Below are 22,496 nucleotides of genomic sequence, written 5' to 3'. Positions count from 1 at the left end.
CCCCGTAAAACTCGAATTTAAATGCTCTGCCTTTAAATAGATACGTGTTTGACGAATTTTTGCATTTACAAAAAAGTCAATTAACGGAAATGCACCAAACTCTTCATTGTTTTGTACATAGAATTCGGATAACAAAGGACTATAAGCATCCATATTATACTTAGTAAAGTATTTAAAGGTTATTCCTGTTTGAAGGAACATAGCTTTTTTAAACACATGATTGGAATAGTATAATGTATTACGAGTAATAATCTCTGGAACATTAATAGAATTGTTTGGATCGTCAACCGTTTGAAATTCTATCGTATTGTCTAAAGCAAAATTTCTGTATTTAAATTCTTTTTGAACCTGAAGTTTTAAATATCTAATAGCTTCTGGGTTTTGAAACACTTCTATCTGGCTTGAATCTGTAGCTTTAGAAAAATAAACATAATCATTAATATTGGTAACCTGCAGGTTTACATTAACCCACTTATTGGATAAAACACCAAATTCTAATTGTTGAGTTTTTATTGTATTTAAGTTATTTTTCCAATTATACTCATTATAATCACTCTGATAAAATTGCATATTATAATTAGGAGCTACTGTATTATTGTTTAAAGACGCTTTTAGGGTAATATCTTCATTTAGACTAAAATGTGCTTCAGCTAAAATAAAATTACCTGAAAAATCACCAGATACATTAGCGCCAATTTCTGCTTTAAGATTTAACTGGTTTATAGTTTTAAAATATTTAGCTCCAACCGCAAATACATCTCCTTTTAGTCTATTAGGAATGGTTTCTGTTGGTGAAATTAGTATCTTATCATATCCATAATTGTAATTGGTATGGGAAGCATTAAAAAAGACTTTACCGATGACATTGTTAGTATAAGATAAATTCAATTCATTATATAACTCCTCAAGTTTAACTCTATCAAACAAAAAGTTTTCTCTTTTAGCTTCTCCAAAAACATCAGATTGTAAAGATTGCTTGAAATCGTAAGTCTTATCTTCTAATTGAAAAACATGTCCTATTTTAATTTCATTAAAACTTAAACTGTCTCTATTGTTTAATATTTTATAATGATGATTTATATAGGTACGTTTTCCAATAAAAAAACCTTCTGCATCTTGAAAATTAACATCTACTCTAGCCCTATCTAAAAGATCTTCATCTCCTGCCCTAAAAAAACGAACGCTCTCCTCGGTTAATCCTCCATTTTCTTGATTTAAGATGTCTTGAGAAGTAAAATGAGCATTTGCTATATAACGATTGTTTTTCGTTTTATAACTTGCCGTCATTCTTAGGTTTCCAGTACTGCTTAGTATATTTTGGTAAGTCCCTAAAGATCTTAGTCCTTTGTAACCTATTGAAAAATTAAATTGCTTTGAGGTATTAGATGTAAAAAAGGCATCTAATAATTGACCTTGCTTAAAAGCAGTCTTAAAGAACAGCTCGGTTAATGGTGTTGGAACATGATAATAGTTAATATCTTCAGTTTCCAGATAGTTAAAATGCTTAGCTCTAACTCCAAACTCCGGCATTAATCGCGTTGACTTAAAGTTATAACCCAAACTATTATAAGTTTGACCTAAATTAGAGAAAGGTAACAACTCAAAATTATCCTTTCTAAGATAATTAAACTTGTATTCTTTTTTAATAGAAAGTGTTGTATCTAGATACGTCGTATCGTTCTCTTTAGTTATAATTAAGTAATCTGTAATTTTAGCTTTAACATCTGTTTTGATATTTTTAGACTTATTAGAGCCAAAATTTCTAATATTTTCTGAATTATTTGTAGTATTATCTAGATTATCAGATTCTTGAATTAAGCTAGGCTTTGTTTGAGAAAGCATAAGCTGAGTACTCATTAAAAGAAGACATACAATTATTTTTTTCATCAAACGAAATTTTAGACCTTGTAATTTTATAATTTAGTGTCAAAAATAGGAAATATCTTATAAGTTTTGCCCTAAAATTATTTAATACAACTTATGCTTAAAATAAACCATTCCGGATTTGAATTAGAATGCGGTACCGATGAAGCTGGACGTGGCTGTTTAGCTGGTCCTGTAACGGCTGCTGCGGTAATCTTAAAGCCGAATTTCAAAAATTTAATTCTAAACGATTCTAAACAAGTAAGCGAAAAAAAGAGAGATTTATTGCGCCCAATAATTCAAGAAGAAGCCTTATGTTTTGCGTTTACTCATATATATGAAGATAAAATTGATGATATTAATATTCTAAATGCCTCAATTCTTGCTATGCAAGAGTCTATTAAAAAGCTAATTACAACACCAGATTTTATTATTGTTGACGGTAATCGTTTTAAAAGTTTTAATAAAATCCCTTTTGAAACAATTATAAAAGGTGATAGTAAATACTTAAGTATAGCTGCAGCCTCTATTTTAGCAAAAACCTACCGGGATGATTATATGAATAAAATTCATGAAGAATTCCCTATGTACAACTGGAAAAAAAATAAAGGCTACCCTACAAAAGAACATCGTGAGGCTATAAAGACTTACGGTATAACAAAATACCACAGGAAATCGTTTAAACTCTTACCAGAACAACTTAAATTAGCACTTTAAACCACTTATGTTATGAAAGCTCTTTGGCTATCACTTATTATACTTATCTGTTTTTCTTGTAAAACAGACACAAAACATTATAAAGCAGAAGATTTTATTAATGACAATGCATCAACTGTAATACGAATATCTAATGTTGAAAATTTATCTTCAAACCTTAATAATAACGATTTATTATCGCAATTATCTTCTACCAAAAACTACATAAATCTAAAATCTACTTTTGAAATTTTTTCAAAAATAAATTCTGAGTATCCTATATATTTAAATCTTTTTTCTTCGGAAGAGTTTTCGTTTTCCACAACGTATTCAGATGTATTTTTAAAATTAAAGGATGATAAAGAATTGGTTAGAGATTCAATAACTATTGATGAATTATCGGTAGAAAAAATGACCTTCAACAACAAAAACCTTTTTTTAAGCAAACAAGGTAATGTTATCGTTGGTGCAAATACTAAAGAAAGATTAAAAGAAACCCTTCAAACATTAGCATCAGACCAATTATTAAAACTTCTTAAAACCACTAATGAAACTACAGAATTGTCTATTATTAAAAATGAAAAACAGACTTTAAAAACTCCCCTATTTATAGACAGTTTATTAAACACTAAGCAACTTACCAATTATTTAGCATTTGATGTAGACCTTTCTCAAGAAAACATTTTGCTTAATGGAATTTCTAAAGCGACAGATTCTACCAAAAGTCTAATCAATATTTTTAAAAACACTATTGCTCAGGAAAATGAATTAGCGTTAATTACACCAAACAATAGCGATGGCTTTTTAAGTATTACTTATAATGACTACCAAATATTTAAAAGTAATCTGGATGCATTCAACAATAAAAAAAGCTCAGAGGATTACACTACACTTTTAAACAACATTAGCGAAATTGGTATTATATATAATGACAGTAATGCGTTGGTATTAAATACTATTGATGCAGAGTATACAAAAAATCAGCTTAGCGATCAGCAAATAGAAATAGAGACTTATAGAAGTATTCCTATTTATAGTTTTAATAAACCCGATTTTTTTAAAAATGAATTGGCTCCATTCTTTAACACAAGAGTTCAATATTACTGCCAGCTAGATCAGTTCTTTATATTCTCAAATACTAAAGAAGTGTTATTAGATATAATTGCTAACTATCAAAATAAAACCACCTTATTTTTTAAAGCTTACTACAAAGCGGTTAGTAAACAATTAAGTAGTCATTCGTCACTTTTACAGGTGGTTAATGGTAAATCTTTAGAAGCTATTTTAAAAACTTCTTTAAAAATGAGTGCTTCCCTAGATTTAGAACCTTATCGAACAAGTGCTGTGCAGTTTACTTATGATGATGATTTTGCTCATTTTAATGCCGTATTTAATAAGAGTAAGGTTGTAAAAGAGCTAAATACAGTTACTGAAAAGTTTAATATTAAGTTAGATGAAGACATTTTAAACGACCCGCAATTTGTGAAAAATCATGTAACAGGTAAAAACGAAATTTTAGTTCAAGATGTAAAAAACACCTTATACCTTATTTCTAATACCGGAAAAATTTTGTGGAAAAAAACCCTTAAAGAAGAAATTCTAGGAAAAATTGAGCAAGTAGATTTACTAAAAAATGGAAAATTACAATATGCTTTTACGACTAAAAAAGCTATGTACGTATTAGATAGAGAAGGTAATGACACCAAACCTTTTCCAGTAACTTTAAAGGATAAGGTTACACAACCGCTATCTGTTTTTGAGTATGAAGGTCGAAAAAACTATAGATTCCTAATTACTCAAGGCAAAGAGTTACTTATGTTAGATGCTAAAGGAAAAAATGTATCTGGTTTTAAATATAAAAAAGACAACACCATTACCTCGCAACCAAAACATTTCAGAATTGGAACTAAAGATTATATTGCGTTTAAAGCTAAAGACGAGCTTATTATTTTAGATCGCGTAGGAAGCATAAGAATTCCTGTGAAAGAAAACTTCAAATTTTCAGACAATGAGCTGTTCTTAAATCAGAATAAATTTACATTTACTACAGAAGATGGCGAATTGGTTACACTTACAGCAAGCGGTGCAATAGCTAAACAAGCTCTGGGTTTAACAAAAAATCATGGTTTTGATGCTTCAAGTGTTTCATCTACTTATTTAACTGAGAATAAATTAACAATTAATGGAAAAACTATAGAATTAGATTTTGGTAATTATACTAAACCACAACTCTTCTACTCCAACGATAAAATATTTGTTTCCGTAACCGACTTACAAACACAAAAATTATATGTGTTTGACAGTAATGCAAAACTTATATATAACTTTCCTGTTTTTGCAACTGCTTCTATAGACCTAAAAAACACGCATCAAATAGAAATTGTTACCAAAGGAGACACTAACAGTATTTTATTTTACACCACAAACTAATGATAAAACGAACAAACGCAGCTATATTTAAATGTATTATCCATAAAGTTGGAAACAAATTTAACAGTACAAAAAATGCATTTTCAGAAAAAGAAGTGGTTTTTGATGAAGCCAGCTACGAGTTAATGCTTCCGTTTTTGTTAAGGCCTTTTGGAAATGTGGTGCAGAGTTATCGCTTTAATCACCACTCCAATATCGATTTAAATGAAATAAACACTTATGCAAATCTCATTTTTGCAGATGATGATCAGTTTATTGACACCTCAAAACATATCGTAACACATCTTTTTGAGCAATCTAATTCCGCACAAATAAAAACTGGAGATGTTTTAGTGGTGTATTTTAATGGTATACAATACCAGGAAATGACTGTAGATGCGGTAGGTATCTTTAAAATTGAAAACAAAACCAACTTTTTCCAGACCTATTTAGAAAATAACAGTTATGATGTTTTAGTTCAAACCGGAATAAATTCTAAGAAATTAGATAAAGGTTGTCTTATATTAAATACCAGCGACCGCGAAGGAAACATTATTTTAAGTGTAGATAACAATAATTACGATACACAATACTGGATAAATAAGTTCTTAAACATAAAATATGCGGACGATTTAAATTCGCACACTCAAAATTATATTGAGTTATGTAAGGAGTTTTCTACAGAAATTATAAAAAGCACCTATGGCGAACAAGAGCGTAGTACGTTTTTATCTAAAACGGTAGATTTTTTTAAAGAAAATGAAATTATAAATGTAGAACGTTTTAAAGAAGAAGTCTTTGAAGAAGATAAACATAAAACCCTTTTTGACGATTATAAAAAAGAATTTGAAGGCGAACGTGATGTACTAATTCGTAATCAGTTTGATGTTTCTGAAGCTGTATTAAATAAGGAAAAAAAGAAAATTAAAACCGAAATTAAGTTGGATACTAATATTCAGATTAAGTTAGATATTGACGCACCAGATGCATCTACCGAATATTTAGAGCGCGGTTACGATGAAGAAAAGAAAATGAATTATTACAAAGTGTATTTTAATACGGAAGGATAGTAGTAATAATTAATGTTTATGTTACAAATTGCTTTTAAAAAATCTTTGGCAACTTTTAAAAACTGAAACTCATCAAATTCATTAAAATTTTATGATGATCAAACTTAAACTTGAAAAATTAGTACCTATACACGTAAACATTCTAGGTTATATACTTATTTTTATTGGATTTTATAATTTAAAAAAATTATTTATTGAGATCTATTATCTACCTATATCACTTATATGTATAATTATAGGTATGTTTTTATCAACAGCAAAAACTGGTATTATTATAGACAAAGTAAATAATAAGTTTAAAATATGTATTTTTTTTATAGGTTTTGAGATTGGATATTGGAAACCCTTAAATCGGTTCAGAAAAATTTCTATTTTAACTAAAAATATAGGGTTAAAGGCATATAGCAAAGGGCAAAGATCGACCACATTTACCAATAAGGTGTTTGAAATTTATATGCTAACCGAGAACCACAGAGAACGCATTATATTAAAACGCTATAAAGACAAAGATAAAGCTACCGTTTTTGCTCAAGATATTGCGCACCAATTACAAATGGAGCTTAATGTGTATAGTCCAAGTTAAACTAAACCTAACTAAAAACAGGCTTTAAGACACCTAACTAAATGGAAAACACAACGCATACACCTGTTCTTGATTTCTGTTTAAACATTTTCTATCAAAGGGTTAGACTTTCAGATAAAAAAATAATCTATCCTATACGTGAAGACATAAATACATCTAATTTAGGATTATACATATTAGCCATTCATCCAGAACTAGAGTTTGGAAATCATAATTATTCCGATAATATAAAATGGTTACAACTAGTACAAACCAGTCTGTTTTTAATTATTGCTGGAAAACTTTTAAAAGGCGAAATTGAACTCTACAAGTACAATGATAAAGAATATTTTTTGTTAGGACTTTTTAAAAGAACCATTGAAAACTATTATTTAAAACCTATAAAATTGACTTCTTCAAATAATACATTTGAGAATAACATTAATGAGACTTTAAACTATTGCAAAAAAAGATACCAACAAGATAATAATCTAAATAAATTTATAAACACCTTTTTTAGTAAGTACTTAAATAATTATAGTGTAAAATATCCAGCAAAAACATTCTGGAAACTGAATCTTAAAAAACTAAGTCACGAAAACAAAACTGTTAATTTAATAGAAAGTGAAGCGCTTTTTGGCATCTATAAAAAGTATAATCTAAATATTAGTGATGCTATTTTAAATGATATTATAGAAAATCAATATAAAATTAAACAAGCGTTTTTTAATGATAATCAAAGTAGCCATTTTAATCCCACAGTATTCTCCCAAAAATTGAGTAGTATCATTGAAAAAGATTTAAATAATAGAATATAGTAGGAACTAAAGAGTACAGCATATTAACACATGACATTTCTACAGGTATACAAATTAATAAAAGCCTACAATGGATCAGTTTTAGTAGGTATATTGGCTTATGCGTTCTACTTTTTTGCCATAAATGCAACTTATTTTTCAGGAAAAGAAGGTTATACCTATTACGCATTAGGCTTTGGTACTTTCACACTTTACGCTGTAATTTATTACTTACTTAAAAAGGATTGGTTAAGGTTAACTATTGTTGGAACTGTATTTGGAATTTGTATCGTTACAGCTGGAATTTACATTAAAGCTTCAGAAATCTATCAAACTATTTCAAATAGAAAATCTAAACTTCAGAAATCGGTAATTATTAAAGTAGAACCTAAAAAATCACTTGACACTTTAAACTGTATCAAATATAGATATGGTTCTTTTCTAATGGATAACGACACTTTAATACGGTTTAAAAAAGGTTCTAATGATTTACAGTCTTTTAAAAATGAAATTAAAGCGATTACTTGGACGAGTCCATGCTCCTATTATATCATCAGTAAGAACAATGTTGTTTTAAGCACCTATAATTTAAACACTTTTGAAGATGATTATTTTTACACAACAAAAAAATGCTTTTCAGTTTTAGACAATTGCTCTGACTTTAATGGTATAACTATTCCACTTGAAAACTAATCACCAAAAACCTCTCGGTATTGCATCACTCTAAAATCGAAGGTATTAAAGTTAGGATTATTTTGTTTGAGTTGCTTATAAAGAAGCATACTTCCTATAGCTCGGTTTGCAGAACCTGAAGGAGCCGTTAAAGAATATGTTTTAATTTTACGATTAGAAACTGGTAATATTACCTCGTGAATTCTTGGAACTTCGCTCCTAACTATTTTTAATTCTAAACCATTTCCTTTTAATAATTGCCTAAAAAAGTATTCAGGTCCATTTTTAGAATTCCCACCAGTAAAAATTAAGGAGTCAATTTTAGGATACTCTTCTAAAATTTCAATTAATGGCCTTAACTGTACATTTTATAAACCTAAATCTGATGCATCAATTTTAGATCTATACCCATATTCAACTATATCGCAAATACCTAGCTGTATAGATTTTAAAAAATCTTTTCGTTGCTCTATTGCAAAATCTGTAGTTTCAAATACCAGATTAAGATTAAAGATTTCGTTTAAAACAGGCCATAATAAACCATTACTACTGCCATAGCAGAAATTTACATCGTCTTTTTTAAGTTCTCCAAAAGAAAAACGTGGTGGTGGTAATGTTCCAACTATCAACTTTGTGGTTCCTTCTGGTATAAAGGGTTTATAAGGATGTTGATGTTTAAACATGATGAGCCATGATTATATTAGAATAAAATTTAAAAGAAAAAAAATCATCTTCACATATCATTTTTCACCATATAAGGTTTAAAATCAATTCAGTTTAAAAACATTTCAAATTGAAGGATTAAGGCTAGACCATTTGATACTATCGTGTAAACACCAAATTAGTTTCTGTAGATAATTTTTCGTGAAACCTATAGTTTTCAACATTAAATCCTTTTAAGTCTTCAACAGTTTCACAGTCGTTTTCTACAATATAACGTGCCATTAATCCTCTGGCAAGTTTAGCATAAATAGCGACAATTTTGTACTTATCGTCTTTATACTCCTTAAAATCTATATTTATAACAGGCACTTTTAAAGCTTTTGTATCTATCGCTTTAAAGTATTCGTTACTCGCTAAGTTTACAAAAACTTCGTCTTCTTTTAACTCTTCATTTAATTTGGCAGTAATGTCTTTTTGCCAAAATTCATAAAGATTTTTGTTTTTTCCAACGGGTAGCTTGGTTCCCATTTCCAAACGATAAGGCTGTATTAAATCTAAAGGTTTTAAAACCCCATATAAACCAGATAATATTCTAACAGTATTTTCTAAAGTTTCTAATTTATTAGTATCTAAGGTATACGCATCAAAACCTCTGTATACATCACCACTAAATGCATATATAGCTGGTCTCGCATTATCTTGTGTAAAAGGTAATTCCCAGTTTTGGAAACGCTCATAGTTTAATTGACCAATATTGTCGCTTACCTTCATTAATTTTGAAATTGATTTAGCCGATTTTTTACTTAATAGCTTATTCAATTTATCAGACTGTTTTAAAAACTGAGGTTCTGTATATGTTTGAGTTGGTAAATCAGATTCGTAATCTAAAGACTTTGCTGGAGATAAAACTAGTTTCATAGGTTATTTTATTGATATTCAAATTTACAAAACCCAAAAAACCTAGGCGTTAAGGTTCTTATAATTTTTGTTTATGAGATAATGTGCAAAATAAATTCAAATACGCGATTCTAGGCGATTGTAAATTGTTGATTTCCAGAAGGTGGTTTTAAGTGTTGTTTTTTGCTTTTAAAAAGCTGGAATACAACAAGAGTAATAATTTATTTTAAAAATTTAAAATAGGTCTCGACTGCGCTCGACCAGACAAACATAATAACCAGAAAATCAAATAAACGTCTAATTAAATATCTTTAATACTAGCTACTCATCTATATGTTTAGAGTAACCACGCCATTTTTCTATACAAGCCATCATATCATCTGGAATTTCGGTGTCAAAACTCATAAATTCATTTTTGGTTGGATGCATAAAACCAAGTGTTTTTGCGTGTAGCGCTTGTCTTGGCAAAATTTTAAAACAATTGTCTACAAATTGTTTGTATTTGGTAAACGTTGTACCTTTTAATATGCGCTCACCACCATAACGCTCATCATTAAACAACGTGTGTCCAATGTGTTTCATATGAACTCTAATTTGATGTGTACGTCCTGTTTCTAATTTACAAGAGACTAAAGTCACGTAGCCTAAACGTTCTAAAACTTTAAAATGAGTAACTGCAGGTTTTCCTTTATCTTCATCCTCATCAAAAAAGACGGTGTTTTGCAATCTGTTTTTAGGATGGCGTCCTATATTTCCTTCAATAGTACCTTCATCTTCTTCAATATTTCCCCAAACCAAAGCCACATATTCACGCTCACTGGTTTTTGCTTTAAATTGTGCCGATAAATGCGTCATTGCCAATTCGGTTTTAGCAATGACTAATAATCCGCTCGTATCTTTGTCAATTCTGTGTACCAAACCTGGTCTGTCACTAGAGTTGTTTGGTAAATTATCAAAATGATAAATCAAGGCATTTATTAAAGTGCCAGAGTAATTTCCATGACCAGGATGCACGACCATTCCTGCTGGTTTATTTACAACAAGTAAATCGTCGTCCTCATAAACAATGTCTATTGGCAAATCTTCACCTACCAACAAGTTTTCATAAGGTGGATGCTCAAAAAGTACTTTTATCACATCGTTACCTTTAACCTTATAATTTGATTTTACTGTTTCACCATTTACATAAATATTACCACTTTTTGCAGCAGCCTGTATTTTTGTACGTGTGGCATTTTCAACAAAATTCATTAAGTACTTATCAATACGTAATGGTTTTTGTCCTTTTTCGGCAGTAAAACTGTAATGCTCGTAAAGTTCGTTATCTAAATCCTCTGGTAATTCTGGTGTAGTATCATTCATTATTCTTCGCTGCTTTGCTCTTCTACATCATTTGTGCTCTCATTATTTGGTGCACTTCCTGGACGATTTCCATTCCCTAAAACAAAATCTATCACCGCTGTTTTTGGTAATTTTGTACCAGCTTCCAATGGTTTACCCTTATACTCTAAACCTAAAACCACATCTTTTCCAATATTATCTATATAGCGTTTTTTACCAGCCTTAAAACCTATAGCTTCAATACTTGGCTTCGCCTGTCTGTAAGTTCTTTGTATTAAATCTGGCACTTCAATCTTACGATATCCTGATGGATTTAAAGTAATATATATCTTACGGTTTTCCTTTACTTTTGCGTTTGCAACAGGATCTTGTTCTATAACAGAAAAACGTGGATAATCTGGATTAAAATTAGCTGAATCTTGAATAACCATAACTAAATCTTTATTCTCTAATTCAATTTTTGAAGTATTAATAGATTTTCCTTTTAAATCGGGCACCATTACAAACTCGCCTTTATTTGTGGAAGTATCCAACCACATTAAAACTAGAAATACTAAAATAACAATAGCTACGACAGCTAATGCCAATTGTATAAAAAAGGTTTTACTGGTAATAAATTTAAAAAAACTCATAGGGTTAAATTTGTTACACAAATATAAAAAACAAAACCTGTTATTGGTGTAAATATGGCAAAATAGCTGTAGTTTTATATGATTAAATTTTAAACGTAGACTTTAGCACACTTATGAAAAAAAACATTGCCATTATAATGGGTGGATTTTCAAGCGAATTTGAAATTTCTCTAAAAAGCGGAAACGTTGTTTACAATACTTTAAATAAAGACACTTACAACGCCTATCGCGTACATATTTTTAAAGACAAATGGGTTTATGTCGATGAAACTAATGAAGAATATCCTATAGATAAAAATGACTTTTCGGTAGTGGTTAACCAACAAAAAATAAGTTTTGATTGTGTGTTTAATGCCATTCATGGTGATCCTGGTGAAAACGGTTATTTACAAGCTTATTTTAATTTAATTGGCTTACCACAAACCAGCTGCAGCATGTACCAAGCTGCCTTAACGTTTAACAAAAGAGATTGTCTAAGTGTTTTAAAACCATATGGTATTTTAACTGCTGAAAGTTATTATCTTAATTTTGGCGATGAGATTAAACCTGAAGAAATTGTAGCTAAAGTAGGCTTACCATGTTTTGTTAAAGCTAATAAAGCAGGAAGTAGTTTTGGAATAACAAAGGTTTACAAAACTGAAGACTTAAATCATGCCATTAGCGTAGCTTTCAAGGAGGATGATGAAATTATTATTGAATCGTTTTTAGATGGCACTGAAGTTTCTGTCGGTGTGATTACCTATCAAGGAAAAATAAAAGTATTACCTATTACCGAAATTGTAAGTGAAAATGATTTTTTTGATTATGAAGCCAAATATCAAGGAAAATCACAAGAAATCACTCCTGCACGTATTACAAAAGAGCAGGAAGCTATGGTTATAGAAAATGCAGAAAAGATCTATGCTATTCTTAAAATGAAAGGGTTTAGCCGAAGTGAATTTATATTTAAAAATAACAAACCACATTTACTAGAAATTAATACGGTGCCTGGTTTAACTAACGAAAGTATTTTACCGCAACAAGCCAAAGCAGCAGGGATTTCTATGGAAGAGTTGTTTGATAGCGCTATTGTAGAAGCTTTAAAATAAAAAAATTATGAAAAATTATATTATACTACTTTTAATAACTTGTTCTTGTATAGGATTTAGTCAAAACGACACTATTAAACTGAAAAAATTTAATACGAAATATTTTGATGCGGTCGACCAATATGTATTGTTTCCAAAAACACAAAATGATGAAACCCATGTTTTAGGATTAATTTATATAGATGAAATGGCTGGTTTTACCTTTCAATATATCAATGACGTTATCTACAATAATGAAAACATTAAGTATAAAGATAGTTTAAATGAATTGACCAATATAAAAACACGTTTAAATACAAATACAAAAGATGTTTATGTTTTAACAGAAAAAGAGATTAAAAATTTAGAACTAGAAAAAAATCCCTCATGGTTAAAAATTTACAAAAGTAATGATGAAGACGTAAGTTATTTAACTAAAATTGGTTACCATTACAACCATGTTGGAGCAAGTCACAATGCCATTCCTTATCTTTTAAAAGCTTATAAATTAGACAAAACACATAAAAATGTATGTTTTGAGCTTGGTTTTGCTTACAACGCCACACATCAATTTGAAAAAGCAATTCCTGTAATACAAGTTGGTTTACAACAAAATCCTGAAAATCATTATTTATATAAAGAACTAGGCTATGCATATCTAGGCAAAGGAGATTTAGATAATGCTGAAATCACCTATTTAAAAGGATTAAAAGTCTCTAAAGATGAAGCTATTAAATGTGAAATGGCTGTAAATATGGCACAAGGCTATTTTCAAACAAAAAATAAACCCAAATTTAATAAATGGGCTAAAATAGCAAGAGAAAACGGATCTAAATCTCCAAATTTCATTAGATATATAGACTATTTTGAAAAAGAATTAAATAAATAATGATACTTAAAAGCAGAGGTTCTAAAAATTATATCGCGGCACTTATAATTGTCATTATATTAATTATTGCTTATTTTTATATGAGTCGTCAAGAAAGTGTAAATACAGATAGCAAACAAACAACTACTAAAACACAAAAAATAAACTAATGAAACGTGCAGTCTTTCCAGGATCTTTTGATCCTATTACCAAAGGTCATTTTGATATTATTGAACGAGGTGTTACTTTATTTGAGGAAGTTATTGTAGCTATAGGAGTAAATGCCGATAAAAAATACATGTTTACATTAGAGCAACGTCAGGCTTTTATTAAAGATGCTTTTAAAAACGAGCCTAAAGTAAAAGTAATAACCTATAAAGGTTTAACTGTAGATTTTTGTCTAAAAAACAATGTGCAGTTTATTCTACGTGGTTTAAGAAATCCTGCCGATTTTGAATTTGAAAAGGCTATTGCACATACCAATAGAGATTTAGCGCCTATAGAAACTGTGTTTTTACTTACTGCTGCAAACACGTCTTATATTTCGTCTTCTATAGTAAGAGATGTCATTAGAAATCATGGAGATTATACCAAACTGGTTCCAAATAGCGTCCGCGTTTAAATTCTAAATGGTTTGACTTATGAAAAATACTATTTACATACTATTCATTGCTATAATTTTCAATAGTTGTCAAACTAAAGACGCAAAACCAAGTACAGAAATAAGTAAAGAAAAAAACTTCAATACATCTACTAAATCGCAAACAAATACTGATGCACAAGTCTTCAGGTTTCCACAAACTGATAACATAAATGACAATACAGACCATTTAGTAAGTTTATTTGTACGTCGCATTTTTGAAGATTCTAATGGCCACTTGTGGTTTGGCACAAATGGAGATGGTGTTGCCCGATTTAATGGCGAAGAACTGGAGTATTTTAATAGCACAAACGGGTTTAATGCTCAAGCGGTTAGAGGTATAGTTGAAGACAAACATCACCATATTTACTTTGCGACCAATAATGGCTTAATTGTGTATAATGGCAAACAATTTAAACAGTTTACGGAAACAGACGGCTTAGACGGTAATGACATCTGGTCTATATATTTAGACCATAATAACCTACTTTGGTTAGGAACTATTAACGGCGTAAGTACATTTAAAAATAATCACTTTAAAAGTTTCAATTTACCTGAGACGACTCCAGACTATAATCGTGGGGTAACCAGTTCTAAAATTGTTCATGCTATTATGCAGGACAGTAAGAACCAAATGTGGTTTGCAACCAATAACGGAGCGTATATTTACAATGGGAAAACCTTAAAAAATATTTCAGAAAAAGATGGACTGTCCAATAATGCAGTTAACGATATCTTAGAGGATAATTCCGGTAATATCTGGTTTGCAACCCATCACAAAGGTATTAGTGTATATAATGGTGAATCCTTTAATAAAATAGATACCAACACAGTAAAAGGCAGCGAAGTTTGGAGCTTATTTAAAGATAAAATTGGTGCAATTTGGTTTCCAGTTGAAGGTTATGGTGTTTACAAGTTTAATGGGGAACGCTTTATAAATTATCATAAAAATAAAGGTCTTACCAGTAACGCTATCCAAGATATTTTTCAAGATCGTAAGGGTAAATTCTGGTTTGGTGGCCATTTAGGCTTGTTTTCTTATAACGGAACACGATTTTATAGCATTGCGAAAGACGGACCTTGGAAGTAATAAAAAAGCCAACCCAAAGGTTGGCTTTACTTTTATACGAAGAGACGTATTTATTTTACGTCCATTAATTCTACATCAAATATTAAAGTCGCGTTTGGTGGAATAACGCCACCAGCACCGCGAGATCCATATCCTAAATGGCTTGGTATAACAAAACGTGCTTTATCTCCAACGTTTAATAATTGGATTCCTTCATCCCATCCTGAAATAACCTGACCTACACCTACTTGGAAGTCTAAAGGCTGGTTTCTTTTGTAAGATGAATCGAATACAGTTCCGTCTGCTAATTGTCCTTTATAATGTACAGAAACTTGATCGGCTTTATTGGCTTTTTTCCCGTTTCCTTTTTGAATGACTTTGTAACGTAATCCACTTTCAGTTTTATCAAATCCTGCAGCAATTTTATCTAACTCTGCTTCTGCTTTTTGTTTAGCTTCTTCTAATTTGCGTGCTCTTTCACCATCAAAAGTTCTAAAAGCTTCAATTGCATTATAAGCTTCAGCATCTGATCCTACTCTTACAATTTCTAAAGTTTCAATTTTATCACCTTGTTTAATAGCATCTACAACATCTTGACCTTCAACCACTTTTCCAAAAACGGTATGATTACCATCTAACCAATCTGTTGCAACATGCGTAATAAAAAACTGAGAACCGTTTGTTCCAGGTCCAGAATTTGCCATACTTAAAACGCCTGGTCCATCATGTTTTAAATCTGGGTGAAACTCATCTGCAAACTTATATCCTGGATCTCCAGTTCCTGTTCCTAGTGGACATCCACCTTGAATCATAAAATCTGAAATAACTCTATGGAATGTTAATCCATCATAATAAGGTGTTCCTTGTGGTTTAACCTTATTTTCCATTTGTCCTTCTGCTAAAGCCACGAAATTACCTACAGTTCCCGGAGCTTTATTAAACTCTAAGTTCACTAGTATTTCGCCTTTATTGGTATTGAATTTTGCGTATAAACCGTCTTGCATGACTTCTTTTTTTTAATGAGCTGCAAAGATACAATTTGATTTAAGATTTACGAATTTTGAGTTTGGAATTTTGGATTGCTGAATAGTTTGTAATGAGTTTTAATGTAATATCGCATTGATTGTGTAAAACTGAAAACACTTTAACTAATTATAAAAACACTTTAAAAGATAACCACTATATACTAATCACTAATTAGCTACCTCACTAATAAATTTAATGCGGTATAAGCGTAATTCTTCATCATCATAATCGCCATCAAACTCTTCTATAGCATCGTCTATTTTATCAGTTTCAGCTTCCATGAAATACTCGTGGATTTCTTCCTGCTGGTCTTCGTCTAAAATATCTTCAATCCAATAATTGATATTTAATTTAGTTCCCGAATAGACTATGGCTTCCATTTCTTTTATAAAATCTTCCATGTCCATGCCTTTAGCAGAAGCAATATCGGTTAAAGGTAACTTACGGTCTATGTTTTGAATAATATACAGTTTTAGAGCAGAATTACTTCCCGTAGATTTTACAATTAAATCTTCCGGACGCATAATGTTATTTTCTTCAACATAACTAGCAATTTCAGCTACAAAATCTTTACCGTATTTTTTAGCTTTACCTTCTCCAACACCATGAACATTAGCCAACTCTTCAAGAGTAATAGGATATTTTAATGCCATGTCTTGTAAAGAAGGATCCTGAAAAATAACAAATGGTGGGACACCAAGTTTCTTCGCGTTTTTCTTTCTTAAACTTTTAAGAATAGTCATTAAAGCTTCATCTGCTACCGCTGCATTTGCTTTATTACTACTTATAATGCTATCGTCTGTAGAATCATCAAAAATATGATCTTCTGTCATCATAAAAGACTCTGGTTGTTTAATAAAAGCTTCTCCTTTTGGTGTTAATTTAATAACCCCATAGGTTTCAATATCTTTTTTAAGCAATCCTGCTACTAATGACTGACGTGTTAACGCCATCCAGAAGTTTTTATCTTCTGCCTTTCCTGAGCCAAAAAATGGCTGCTCATTGGTTTTATGAGAATTTATAAGCGCATTTTCCTTACCTAGCAACACATTAACCAAATCCTTAGATTTGTATTTAGCATTGGTGTTTTTAACTGTATTTAATAAAATTAAAACTTCGTCTTGGGCTTCTTTCTTTTTCTTTGGAAAACGCATATTGTCGTCCATATCAGCACCTTCACCTGTTTCTGTATCAAATTCTTCCCCAAAATAATGAAGAATAAACTGGCGTCTCGACATTGAAGTTTCTGCATAAGAAACCACTTCTTGCAATAAGGCATGACCAATTTCCTGCTCTGCCACAGGCTTACCAGACATAAATTTCTCTAACTTTTCGACATCTTTATAAGAATAAAACGCCAAACAATGTCCTTCTCCTCCATCTCTACCTGCACGACCGGTTTCTTGGTAATAACTTTCTAAACTTTTAGGAATATCGTGATGAATGACAAAGCGCACATCGGGTTTATCTATACCCATACCAAAAGCAATGGTAGCAACTACCACATCTACTTCTTCCATTAAAAACATATCCTGATGGTGGGCGCGCTTTTTAGGTTCTAAACCTGCATGGTAAGGAATAGCATTAATACCGTTAACTTGTAAAACCTGAGATAATTCTTCAACTTTTTTACGACTTAAGCAATAAATAATACCAGACTTTCCTTGGTTTTGCTTAATAAATCGTATAATATCACCTTCAATATTACTGGTTTTAGGTCTTACTTCGTAATATAAATTTGGGCGATTAAAGGAAGCTTTAAAAGTATTAGCATCCGTCATCCCTAAATTTTTCAAAATATCTTCTTGTACTTTTGGGGTTGCTGTTGCCGTTAAACCAATAACAGGAATATTATCTCCAAGTCTAGCAATTATATTTTTTAAATTACGGTATTCTGGTCTAAAATCGTGTCCCCATTCACTTATACAATGTGCTTCATCTATGGCAACAAAAGAAACTTTAACTGTATTTAAAAAATTAATATAATCGTCTTTGGTTAAAGATTCTGGTGCCACATAAAGTAATTTTGTGATACCATTAGTAATATCTTCTTTAACCTGCTTTACTTCAGTTTTATTTAATGAAGAATTTAAAACATGAGCTATACCATTTTCATTAGAAATACCTCTAATAGCATCTACCTGATTTTTCATTAAAGCAATTAATGGAGACACTACTATAGCTGTGCCCTCTTGCATTAAAGCCGGAAGTTGATAACACAAAGATTTTCCGCCTCCAGTTGGCATAATCACAAAGGTATTTTGTTTAGATAAAATACTTTCAATGACTTTTTCCTGTAATCCTTTAAATTCGGTAAATCCGAAAAATTTTTTTAAATCTGAATAAATCGCGTCTTTCAAAATGTAAAATTGATATTTTGTAATATTTTATAGCTTAACGCTACTATTAACATTTAAAATATAAAAATAGCTTTTATTTTTTAATTAAATTTGTCATGAATTACGTAGAAGTATTTCTACAATAATTAAAGATAGTGAAATCTTTATAAAACAAAAAGAATATTTAATGTCTAATAATCCAGAATTTATAACACAATTAGCCAAAGAGACCATACTACTTGAAAGCGAGTCTATTGCAAATTTAACGACATTATTAGATACCGATTTTTATAATGCAGTAGATTTAATCCACAACTCTAAAGGACGTGTAATTATTACAGGGATTGGAAAAAGTGCCATTATTGCAACTAAAATTGTAGCTACTATGAATAGTACGGGTACTCCTGCTGTTTTTATGCATGCTGCAGACGCTATTCATGGAGATTTAGGTTTAATTTTAGAAGATGATGTGGTTATTTGTATTTCTAAAAGTGGTAACACTCCAGAAATTAAAGTATTAGTACCTTTTATTAAAAAAGCTGGTAATAAAATGATTGCAATTACGGGTAATAAAAATTCGTTTTTGGGACAGGAAGCTAATTTTGTTTTAAATACCTATGTAGAGAAAGAAGCTTGTCCAAATAATTTAGCGCCTACAACAAGTACCACAGCACAGTTGGTTATGGGCGACGCCTTAGCGGTTTGCTTATTAAAATTACAAAACTTTACAAGTAACGATTTTGCAAAATACCATCCAGGTGGTGCCTTAGGTAAAAAGTTATATTTACGTATAAGTGATTTATCTCAGGTTAATGAAAAACCTCAGGTTACAGCAAATACTTCTCTTAAAGATGTAATTATTGAAATTTCTGAAAAACGTTTAGGGGTTACAGCGGTATTAGAGGACAATAAAGTTATTGGTATTATTACCGATGGTGATTTAAGACGTATGTTGTCTAAAACAGACGATTTTAAACACCTTACCGCTAAAGACATTATGAGTTCCAATCCTAAAACCATAAGTGAAAAAGCTATGGCTGTAGATGCCAAAGAGGTTTTTGAAACTCATGAAATCTCACAACTCGTGGTGGTTAATCAAAATGGATATGCCGGAATTGTGCATGTACATGATTTAATTAAAGAAGGCATACTGTAATGGCTAGAAAACAAGTAAACGAAATGTCTTTTTTAGATCATTTGGAAGATTTAAGATGGCATTTAATACGCATTTGTGCTGCAGTTGTTATTTGTGGAGCTGTCGCGTTTTTTTTTAAAGGATTTATTTTTGAAACTATCATTTTTGGTCCTAAAAAAATGACCTTTCCCACCTATAAAATGTTGTGTGACATTGCCACTTATTTTAATATGGATACTACCATGTGTGCTGCAGAGTTACCATTTAAAATTCAAGCCAGAAAAGTAGCCACACAGTTTTCGGCACACATTTGGACCTCCATTTTAGCAGGTTTTGTAGTGGCTTTCCCCTATGTTATTTATCAGCTTTGGCGCTTTATTAGTCCAGGCTTAAACCCTAATGAACGAAAAAATTCTAGAGGTTTTATTATTGTGTCTTCAATTCTGTTCTTTTTAGGAGTTGTTTTTGGTTACTATATCATCACACCATTATCTATTAATTTTTTAGGAACTTATTCGGTAAGCGCAGAAGTAAGCAACGAGTTTGATTTAGACTCTTACATTGGATTGGTTAGAGCATCTGTCTTAGCATGTGGAATAATATTTGAATTACCCATAATAATATATTTTCTAACACGTGTAGGGTTGGTAACACCTCAGTTTTTAAGAAAAAATCGAAAAGTCGCATTAGTGCTTATCTTAATATTATCGGCTATAATTACACCACCAGATGTGGCCAGTCAAATTATTGTTGCAATTCCTGTGGTGATCTTATACGAAGTAAGTATTTATATCTCTAAATTTGTGGTGAAAAAAGAAACTAAAAAAGATTTAAAACATGTCTAATATCGTTAAAGAATATAATGAGTACCGTTCTAAAATGAACGAAAAAATTCTTGCTCAAAATAATAAAATTACAAAGCGTATTTTTAATTTAGATACCAATGCTTATGCCGATGGTGGTTCTTTAGATAAAAAAACTAAAGAGCTAATTGGATTAGCTGCATCTGCGGTGCTACGTTGTGACGATTGTATTCGTTACCACTTAGAGTCTTCTTATAAAGCTGGTGTAACAAAAGACCAGGTTATGGACACCTTAGGAATTTCCACGTTAATTGGAGGAACAATTGTTATTCCACATTTAAGACGTGCTTACGAGTTCTGGGAAGCTTTAGAAAACGAAACTCAAGGTTAATTTAACCTTAAAAGCACCATTTTTTATTTGAAAGCGGTGCTTTTTTACTATTTTACCATTAAAATACCATTTACATGAAGTTAAGAGCCGAAAAATTAATGAAATCCTATAACGGAAGAAAAGTCGTTAAGGAAGTATCTTTGGAAGTTAATCAGGGAGAAATTGTTGGTTTATTAGGTCCAAATGGTGCAGGAAAAACCACATCGTTTTATATGACAGTGGGGTTGGTAAAACCAAACTCGGGTAAAATATTTTTAGATGGTACCGAGATTACCAATTATCCTATGTACAAACGTGCTCAAAATGGTATTGGCTATTTAGCACAAGAAGCTTCGGTGTTTAGAAAATTGAGTATTGAGGATAATATTTTAAGTGTACTTCAACTTACCAAACTGTCTAAAAAAGAGCAGGAAATGAAAATGGAAGCGCTTATAGACGAATTTAGTTTAGGTCATATTAGAACCAATCGTGGCGACTTACTTTCTGGTGGAGAAAGACGCCGAACAGAAATTGCACGAGCTTTAGCAACAGATCCCAACTTTATTTTATTAGACGAACCTTTTGCAGGTGTAGATCCTGTTGCGGTGGAAGATATACAGCGTATTGTAGCCCAATTAACTAAAAAGAATATTGGTATCCTAATTACCGACCATAACGTACAAGAAACTTTAGCCATTACCGACCGTACCTATTTAATGTTTGAAGGTAGCATTCTTAAAGCTGGAGTACCAGAAGAATTAGCTAATGATGAAATGGTACGTAAAGTCTATCTAGGACAGAATTTTGAGCTTCGTAAAAAGAAGATTAGAGAGTAGTTTTTTAAAACTAATTTATCTAGCTACTTTTATAATCAGTTGGCAACAAGCTGTGAAATTCGTCAAATAAAGAAAAATAGATGATTAAATTGATAATTTTGTATCTTTAATAAAAAGCTGAATAAAATGAATTTAGAAGCTCGAAAAATAGAATTTGTACAAGAATTTTTAAAACTTCAAAGTGAAGAAGCAGTATCACGTCTCGAAAAAATATTAATAAAAGAAAAAAATGCTTCAGACGAGCGAATATTTGAACCCATGACTCAAGAGGAACTGAATAAAAGAATTGACAAATCGGAATCTGATTTCCGAAACAATCGATTTAAAAACAATTCTGAACTTTTAGCAAAATACGAATAATGATATTTGAAATTATTTGGTCTGAATTTGCTGAAACTCAACTTGACGAAATCTACGAATATTACAAAAAAGAAGCCAGTACAAGAATTGCCAAAAAACTTCTGAAAGGAATTATCAACGAACCAAAAAAGTTGATAAAAACACCATTAATTGGACAAGAAGAAGAATTACTAAAACAAAGAGAAATTCATTATCGATATTTAATATTCAAAAACTATAAGCTGATTTATTCTGTGGATACGAAAAACGGATTTATAAAAATTGCTGACGTTTTAGATACACGACAAAATCCACCAAAAATAAAACGGACAAAATAAAAGCCAGTTGCCTACAACGTGTATAATTAATTGTTCGTTCTGTGAATACTCGGAAAACCCGATC

The 22,496-nt window shown here is 30.8% G+C and carries 22 protein-coding genes and 1 pseudogene (1 of these 23 running past the window's edge); 16 read left to right on the top strand and 7 right to left on the bottom strand.

Annotated features, from left to right (window positions below):
- A protein-coding gene (locus C7H52_RS12905; RefSeq protein ID WP_106464315.1) for a putative porin crosses the window boundary here: on the bottom strand, positions 1-1,887 show its 5' portion. Its footprint begins 81 nt before the window's first position; only the first 1,887 of its 1,968 coding nucleotides appear in the window; its start codon is at positions 1,885-1,887; its stop codon lies beyond the left edge, outside the window.
- Between the two features lie 93 nt (positions 1,888-1,980).
- On the opposite strand from C7H52_RS12905, the gene C7H52_RS12900 reads away from it, so the two are divergent.
- From C7H52_RS12900 to C7H52_RS12875, 6 genes are all read left to right on the top strand, one after another.
- Positions 1,981-2,580 (top strand): ribonuclease HII, encoded by a 600-nt coding sequence (locus C7H52_RS12900; RefSeq protein WP_106464314.1) that lies wholly within the window; start codon positions 1,981-1,983, stop codon positions 2,578-2,580.
- A gap of 12 nt (positions 2,581-2,592) precedes the next feature.
- The gene (locus tag C7H52_RS12895; protein ID WP_106464313.1) at positions 2,593-4,989 is read left to right on the top strand and encodes a ribonuclease HII; all 2,397 of its coding nucleotides are present in this window, start codon (positions 2,593-2,595) and stop codon (positions 4,987-4,989) included.
- A complete protein-coding gene (locus C7H52_RS12890) occupies positions 4,989-6,038 on the top strand; it encodes a nucleoid-associated protein (protein WP_106464312.1) in 1,050 nt (349 codons plus the stop codon). Before C7H52_RS12895 ends, C7H52_RS12890 begins: the two co-directional genes overlap by 1 nt.
- 91 nt (positions 6,039-6,129) lie before the next feature.
- Complete coding sequence (locus C7H52_RS12885) at positions 6,130-6,621, top strand: hypothetical protein (RefSeq protein WP_106464311.1); 492 nt, start codon at positions 6,130-6,132, stop codon at positions 6,619-6,621.
- A gap of 41 nt (positions 6,622-6,662) precedes the next feature.
- Positions 6,663-7,418 (top strand): hypothetical protein, encoded by a 756-nt coding sequence (locus C7H52_RS12880; RefSeq protein WP_106464310.1) that lies wholly within the window; start codon positions 6,663-6,665, stop codon positions 7,416-7,418.
- Positions 7,419-7,448: 30 nt separating this feature from the next.
- On the top strand, positions 7,449-8,090 hold the full coding sequence (locus C7H52_RS12875; RefSeq protein WP_106464309.1) for a hypothetical protein: 642 nt from the start codon (positions 7,449-7,451) through the stop codon (positions 8,088-8,090).
- Here the strand turns inward: C7H52_RS12875 and C7H52_RS12870 are convergent.
- From C7H52_RS12870 to C7H52_RS12855, 4 genes and pseudogenes are all read right to left on the bottom strand, one after another.
- Positions 8,087-8,752: pseudogene (locus C7H52_RS12870) on the bottom strand (uracil-DNA glycosylase family protein). The gene C7H52_RS12875 and the pseudogene C7H52_RS12870 overlap by 4 nt on opposite strands.
- 139 nt (positions 8,753-8,891) lie before the next feature.
- Positions 8,892-9,650, bottom strand: a complete 759-nt coding sequence (gene yaaA, locus C7H52_RS12865) for a peroxide stress protein YaaA (RefSeq protein ID WP_106464308.1) — start codon at positions 9,648-9,650, stop codon at positions 8,892-8,894.
- 300 nt (positions 9,651-9,950) lie between these two features.
- Positions 9,951-10,991 (bottom strand): RluA family pseudouridine synthase, encoded by a 1,041-nt coding sequence (locus C7H52_RS12860; RefSeq protein WP_106464307.1) that lies wholly within the window; start codon positions 10,989-10,991, stop codon positions 9,951-9,953.
- Positions 10,991-11,602: a PASTA domain-containing protein gene (locus C7H52_RS12855; RefSeq protein ID WP_106464306.1), complete on the bottom strand. Its 612-nt coding sequence runs from the start codon at positions 11,600-11,602 to the stop codon at positions 10,991-10,993. The genes C7H52_RS12860 and C7H52_RS12855 overlap by 1 nt, the downstream gene beginning before the upstream one ends.
- A 113-nt stretch (positions 11,603-11,715) precedes the next feature.
- Between C7H52_RS12855 and C7H52_RS12850 the strand changes: the two genes are divergently transcribed.
- From C7H52_RS12850 to C7H52_RS12835, 4 genes are all read left to right on the top strand, one after another.
- Positions 11,716-12,690 carry a D-alanine--D-alanine ligase gene (locus tag C7H52_RS12850; protein ID WP_106464305.1) on the top strand — a complete coding sequence of 325 codons (975 nt, stop codon included), beginning with the start codon at positions 11,716-11,718 and terminating at the stop codon, positions 12,688-12,690.
- A gap of 7 nt (positions 12,691-12,697) precedes the next feature.
- Positions 12,698-13,558: a tetratricopeptide repeat protein gene (locus C7H52_RS12845; protein ID WP_106464304.1), complete on the top strand. Its 861-nt coding sequence runs from the start codon at positions 12,698-12,700 to the stop codon at positions 13,556-13,558.
- A 148-nt stretch (positions 13,559-13,706) separates the two neighbouring features.
- Complete coding sequence (gene coaD / locus C7H52_RS12840; protein ID WP_106464303.1) at positions 13,707-14,159, top strand: pantetheine-phosphate adenylyltransferase; 453 nt, start codon at positions 13,707-13,709, stop codon at positions 14,157-14,159.
- 19 nt (positions 14,160-14,178) lie between these two features.
- Entirely contained in the window at positions 14,179-15,267 is a 1,089-nt protein-coding gene (locus C7H52_RS12835) for a ligand-binding sensor domain-containing protein (protein WP_106464302.1), read from the top strand.
- Positions 15,268-15,317: 50 nt separating this feature from the next.
- On the opposite strand, the gene C7H52_RS12830 is transcribed toward C7H52_RS12835, so the two are convergent.
- Positions 15,318-16,250, bottom strand: a complete 933-nt coding sequence (locus tag C7H52_RS12830) for a peptidylprolyl isomerase (protein WP_106464301.1) — start codon at positions 16,248-16,250, stop codon at positions 15,318-15,320.
- A 189-nt stretch (positions 16,251-16,439) separates the two neighbouring features.
- On the bottom strand, positions 16,440-18,632 hold the full coding sequence (locus C7H52_RS12825) for an ATP-dependent DNA helicase RecQ (protein ID WP_106464300.1): 2,193 nt from the start codon (positions 18,630-18,632) through the stop codon (positions 16,440-16,442).
- Positions 18,633-18,798: 166 nt separating this feature from the next.
- Here C7H52_RS12825 and C7H52_RS12820 point away from each other — a divergent pair, with 166 nt between their 5' ends.
- From C7H52_RS12820 to C7H52_RS12795, 6 genes are all read left to right on the top strand, one after another.
- The gene (locus tag C7H52_RS12820) at positions 18,799-19,767 is read left to right on the top strand and encodes a KpsF/GutQ family sugar-phosphate isomerase (protein WP_106464299.1); all 969 of its coding nucleotides are present in this window, start codon (positions 18,799-18,801) and stop codon (positions 19,765-19,767) included.
- Positions 19,767-20,591 carry a twin-arginine translocase subunit TatC gene (gene tatC / locus C7H52_RS12815; RefSeq protein WP_106464298.1) on the top strand — a complete coding sequence of 275 codons (825 nt, stop codon included), beginning with the start codon at positions 19,767-19,769 and terminating at the stop codon, positions 20,589-20,591. The genes C7H52_RS12820 and tatC overlap by 1 nt, the downstream gene beginning before the upstream one ends.
- Positions 20,584-20,940, top strand: coding sequence for a carboxymuconolactone decarboxylase family protein (locus tag C7H52_RS12810; protein WP_106464297.1), 357 nt, complete (start codon positions 20,584-20,586; stop codon positions 20,938-20,940). Before tatC ends, C7H52_RS12810 begins: the two co-directional genes overlap by 8 nt.
- A gap of 74 nt (positions 20,941-21,014) precedes the next feature.
- Positions 21,015-21,755, top strand: coding sequence for an LPS export ABC transporter ATP-binding protein (gene lptB / locus C7H52_RS12805; RefSeq protein WP_106464296.1), 741 nt, complete (start codon positions 21,015-21,017; stop codon positions 21,753-21,755).
- A gap of 126 nt (positions 21,756-21,881) precedes the next feature.
- Entirely contained in the window at positions 21,882-22,115 is a 234-nt protein-coding gene (locus tag C7H52_RS12800) for a hypothetical protein (RefSeq protein WP_106464295.1), read from the top strand.
- Positions 22,115-22,432, top strand: coding sequence for a type II toxin-antitoxin system RelE/ParE family toxin (locus C7H52_RS12795; protein WP_106464294.1), 318 nt, complete (start codon positions 22,115-22,117; stop codon positions 22,430-22,432). The genes C7H52_RS12800 and C7H52_RS12795 overlap by 1 nt, the downstream gene beginning before the upstream one ends.
- Positions 22,433-22,496 lie beyond the last annotated feature (64 nt).

Origin of the sequence: Aurantibacter aestuarii, from assembly GCF_003008425.1 — a bacterium.
Lineage (GTDB): Bacteria > Bacteroidota > Bacteroidia > Flavobacteriales > Flavobacteriaceae > Aurantibacter > Aurantibacter aestuarii.
Note: the sequence above shows the minus strand (reverse complement) of the source record. Positions and strands in the feature narration are given on the sequence as shown.

What these genes read in the sequence shown, in the direction of transcription:
- C7H52_RS12900 (WP_106464314.1), top strand. Translation starts at nt 1,981, where the DNA reads ATGCTTAAAATAAACCATTCCGGATTTGAATTAGAATGCGGTACCGAT.
- C7H52_RS12895 (WP_106464313.1), top strand. Translation starts at nt 2,593, where the DNA reads ATGAAAGCTCTTTGGCTATCACTTATTATACTTATCTGTTTTTCTTGT.
- C7H52_RS12890 (WP_106464312.1), top strand. Translation starts at nt 4,989, where the DNA reads ATGATAAAACGAACAAACGCAGCTATATTTAAATGTATTATCCATAAA.
- C7H52_RS12885 (WP_106464311.1), top strand. Translation starts at nt 6,130, where the DNA reads ATGATGATCAAACTTAAACTTGAAAAATTAGTACCTATACACGTAAAC.
- C7H52_RS12880 (WP_106464310.1), top strand. Translation starts at nt 6,663, where the DNA reads ATGGAAAACACAACGCATACACCTGTTCTTGATTTCTGTTTAAACATT.
- C7H52_RS12875 (WP_106464309.1), top strand. Translation starts at nt 7,449, where the DNA reads ATGACATTTCTACAGGTATACAAATTAATAAAAGCCTACAATGGATCA.
- yaaA (WP_106464308.1), bottom strand. Translation starts at nt 9,650, where the DNA reads ATGAAACTAGTTTTATCTCCAGCAAAGTCTTTAGATTACGAATCTGAT.
- C7H52_RS12860 (WP_106464307.1), bottom strand. Translation starts at nt 10,991, where the DNA reads ATGAATGATACTACACCAGAATTACCAGAGGATTTAGATAACGAACTT.
- C7H52_RS12855 (WP_106464306.1), bottom strand. Translation starts at nt 11,602, where the DNA reads ATGAGTTTTTTTAAATTTATTACCAGTAAAACCTTTTTTATACAATTG.
- C7H52_RS12850 (WP_106464305.1), top strand. Translation starts at nt 11,716, where the DNA reads ATGAAAAAAAACATTGCCATTATAATGGGTGGATTTTCAAGCGAATTT.
- C7H52_RS12845 (WP_106464304.1), top strand. Translation starts at nt 12,698, where the DNA reads ATGAAAAATTATATTATACTACTTTTAATAACTTGTTCTTGTATAGGA.
- coaD (WP_106464303.1), top strand. Translation starts at nt 13,707, where the DNA reads ATGAAACGTGCAGTCTTTCCAGGATCTTTTGATCCTATTACCAAAGGT.
- C7H52_RS12835 (WP_106464302.1), top strand. Translation starts at nt 14,179, where the DNA reads ATGAAAAATACTATTTACATACTATTCATTGCTATAATTTTCAATAGT.
- C7H52_RS12830 (WP_106464301.1), bottom strand. Translation starts at nt 16,250, where the DNA reads ATGCAAGACGGTTTATACGCAAAATTCAATACCAATAAAGGCGAAATA.
- C7H52_RS12820 (WP_106464299.1), top strand. Translation starts at nt 18,799, where the DNA reads ATGTCTAATAATCCAGAATTTATAACACAATTAGCCAAAGAGACCATA.
- tatC (WP_106464298.1), top strand. Translation starts at nt 19,767, where the DNA reads ATGGCTAGAAAACAAGTAAACGAAATGTCTTTTTTAGATCATTTGGAA.
- C7H52_RS12810 (WP_106464297.1), top strand. Translation starts at nt 20,584, where the DNA reads ATGTCTAATATCGTTAAAGAATATAATGAGTACCGTTCTAAAATGAAC.
- lptB (WP_106464296.1), top strand. Translation starts at nt 21,015, where the DNA reads ATGAAGTTAAGAGCCGAAAAATTAATGAAATCCTATAACGGAAGAAAA.
- C7H52_RS12800 (WP_106464295.1), top strand. Translation starts at nt 21,882, where the DNA reads ATGAATTTAGAAGCTCGAAAAATAGAATTTGTACAAGAATTTTTAAAA.
- C7H52_RS12795 (WP_106464294.1), top strand. Translation starts at nt 22,115, where the DNA reads ATGATATTTGAAATTATTTGGTCTGAATTTGCTGAAACTCAACTTGAC.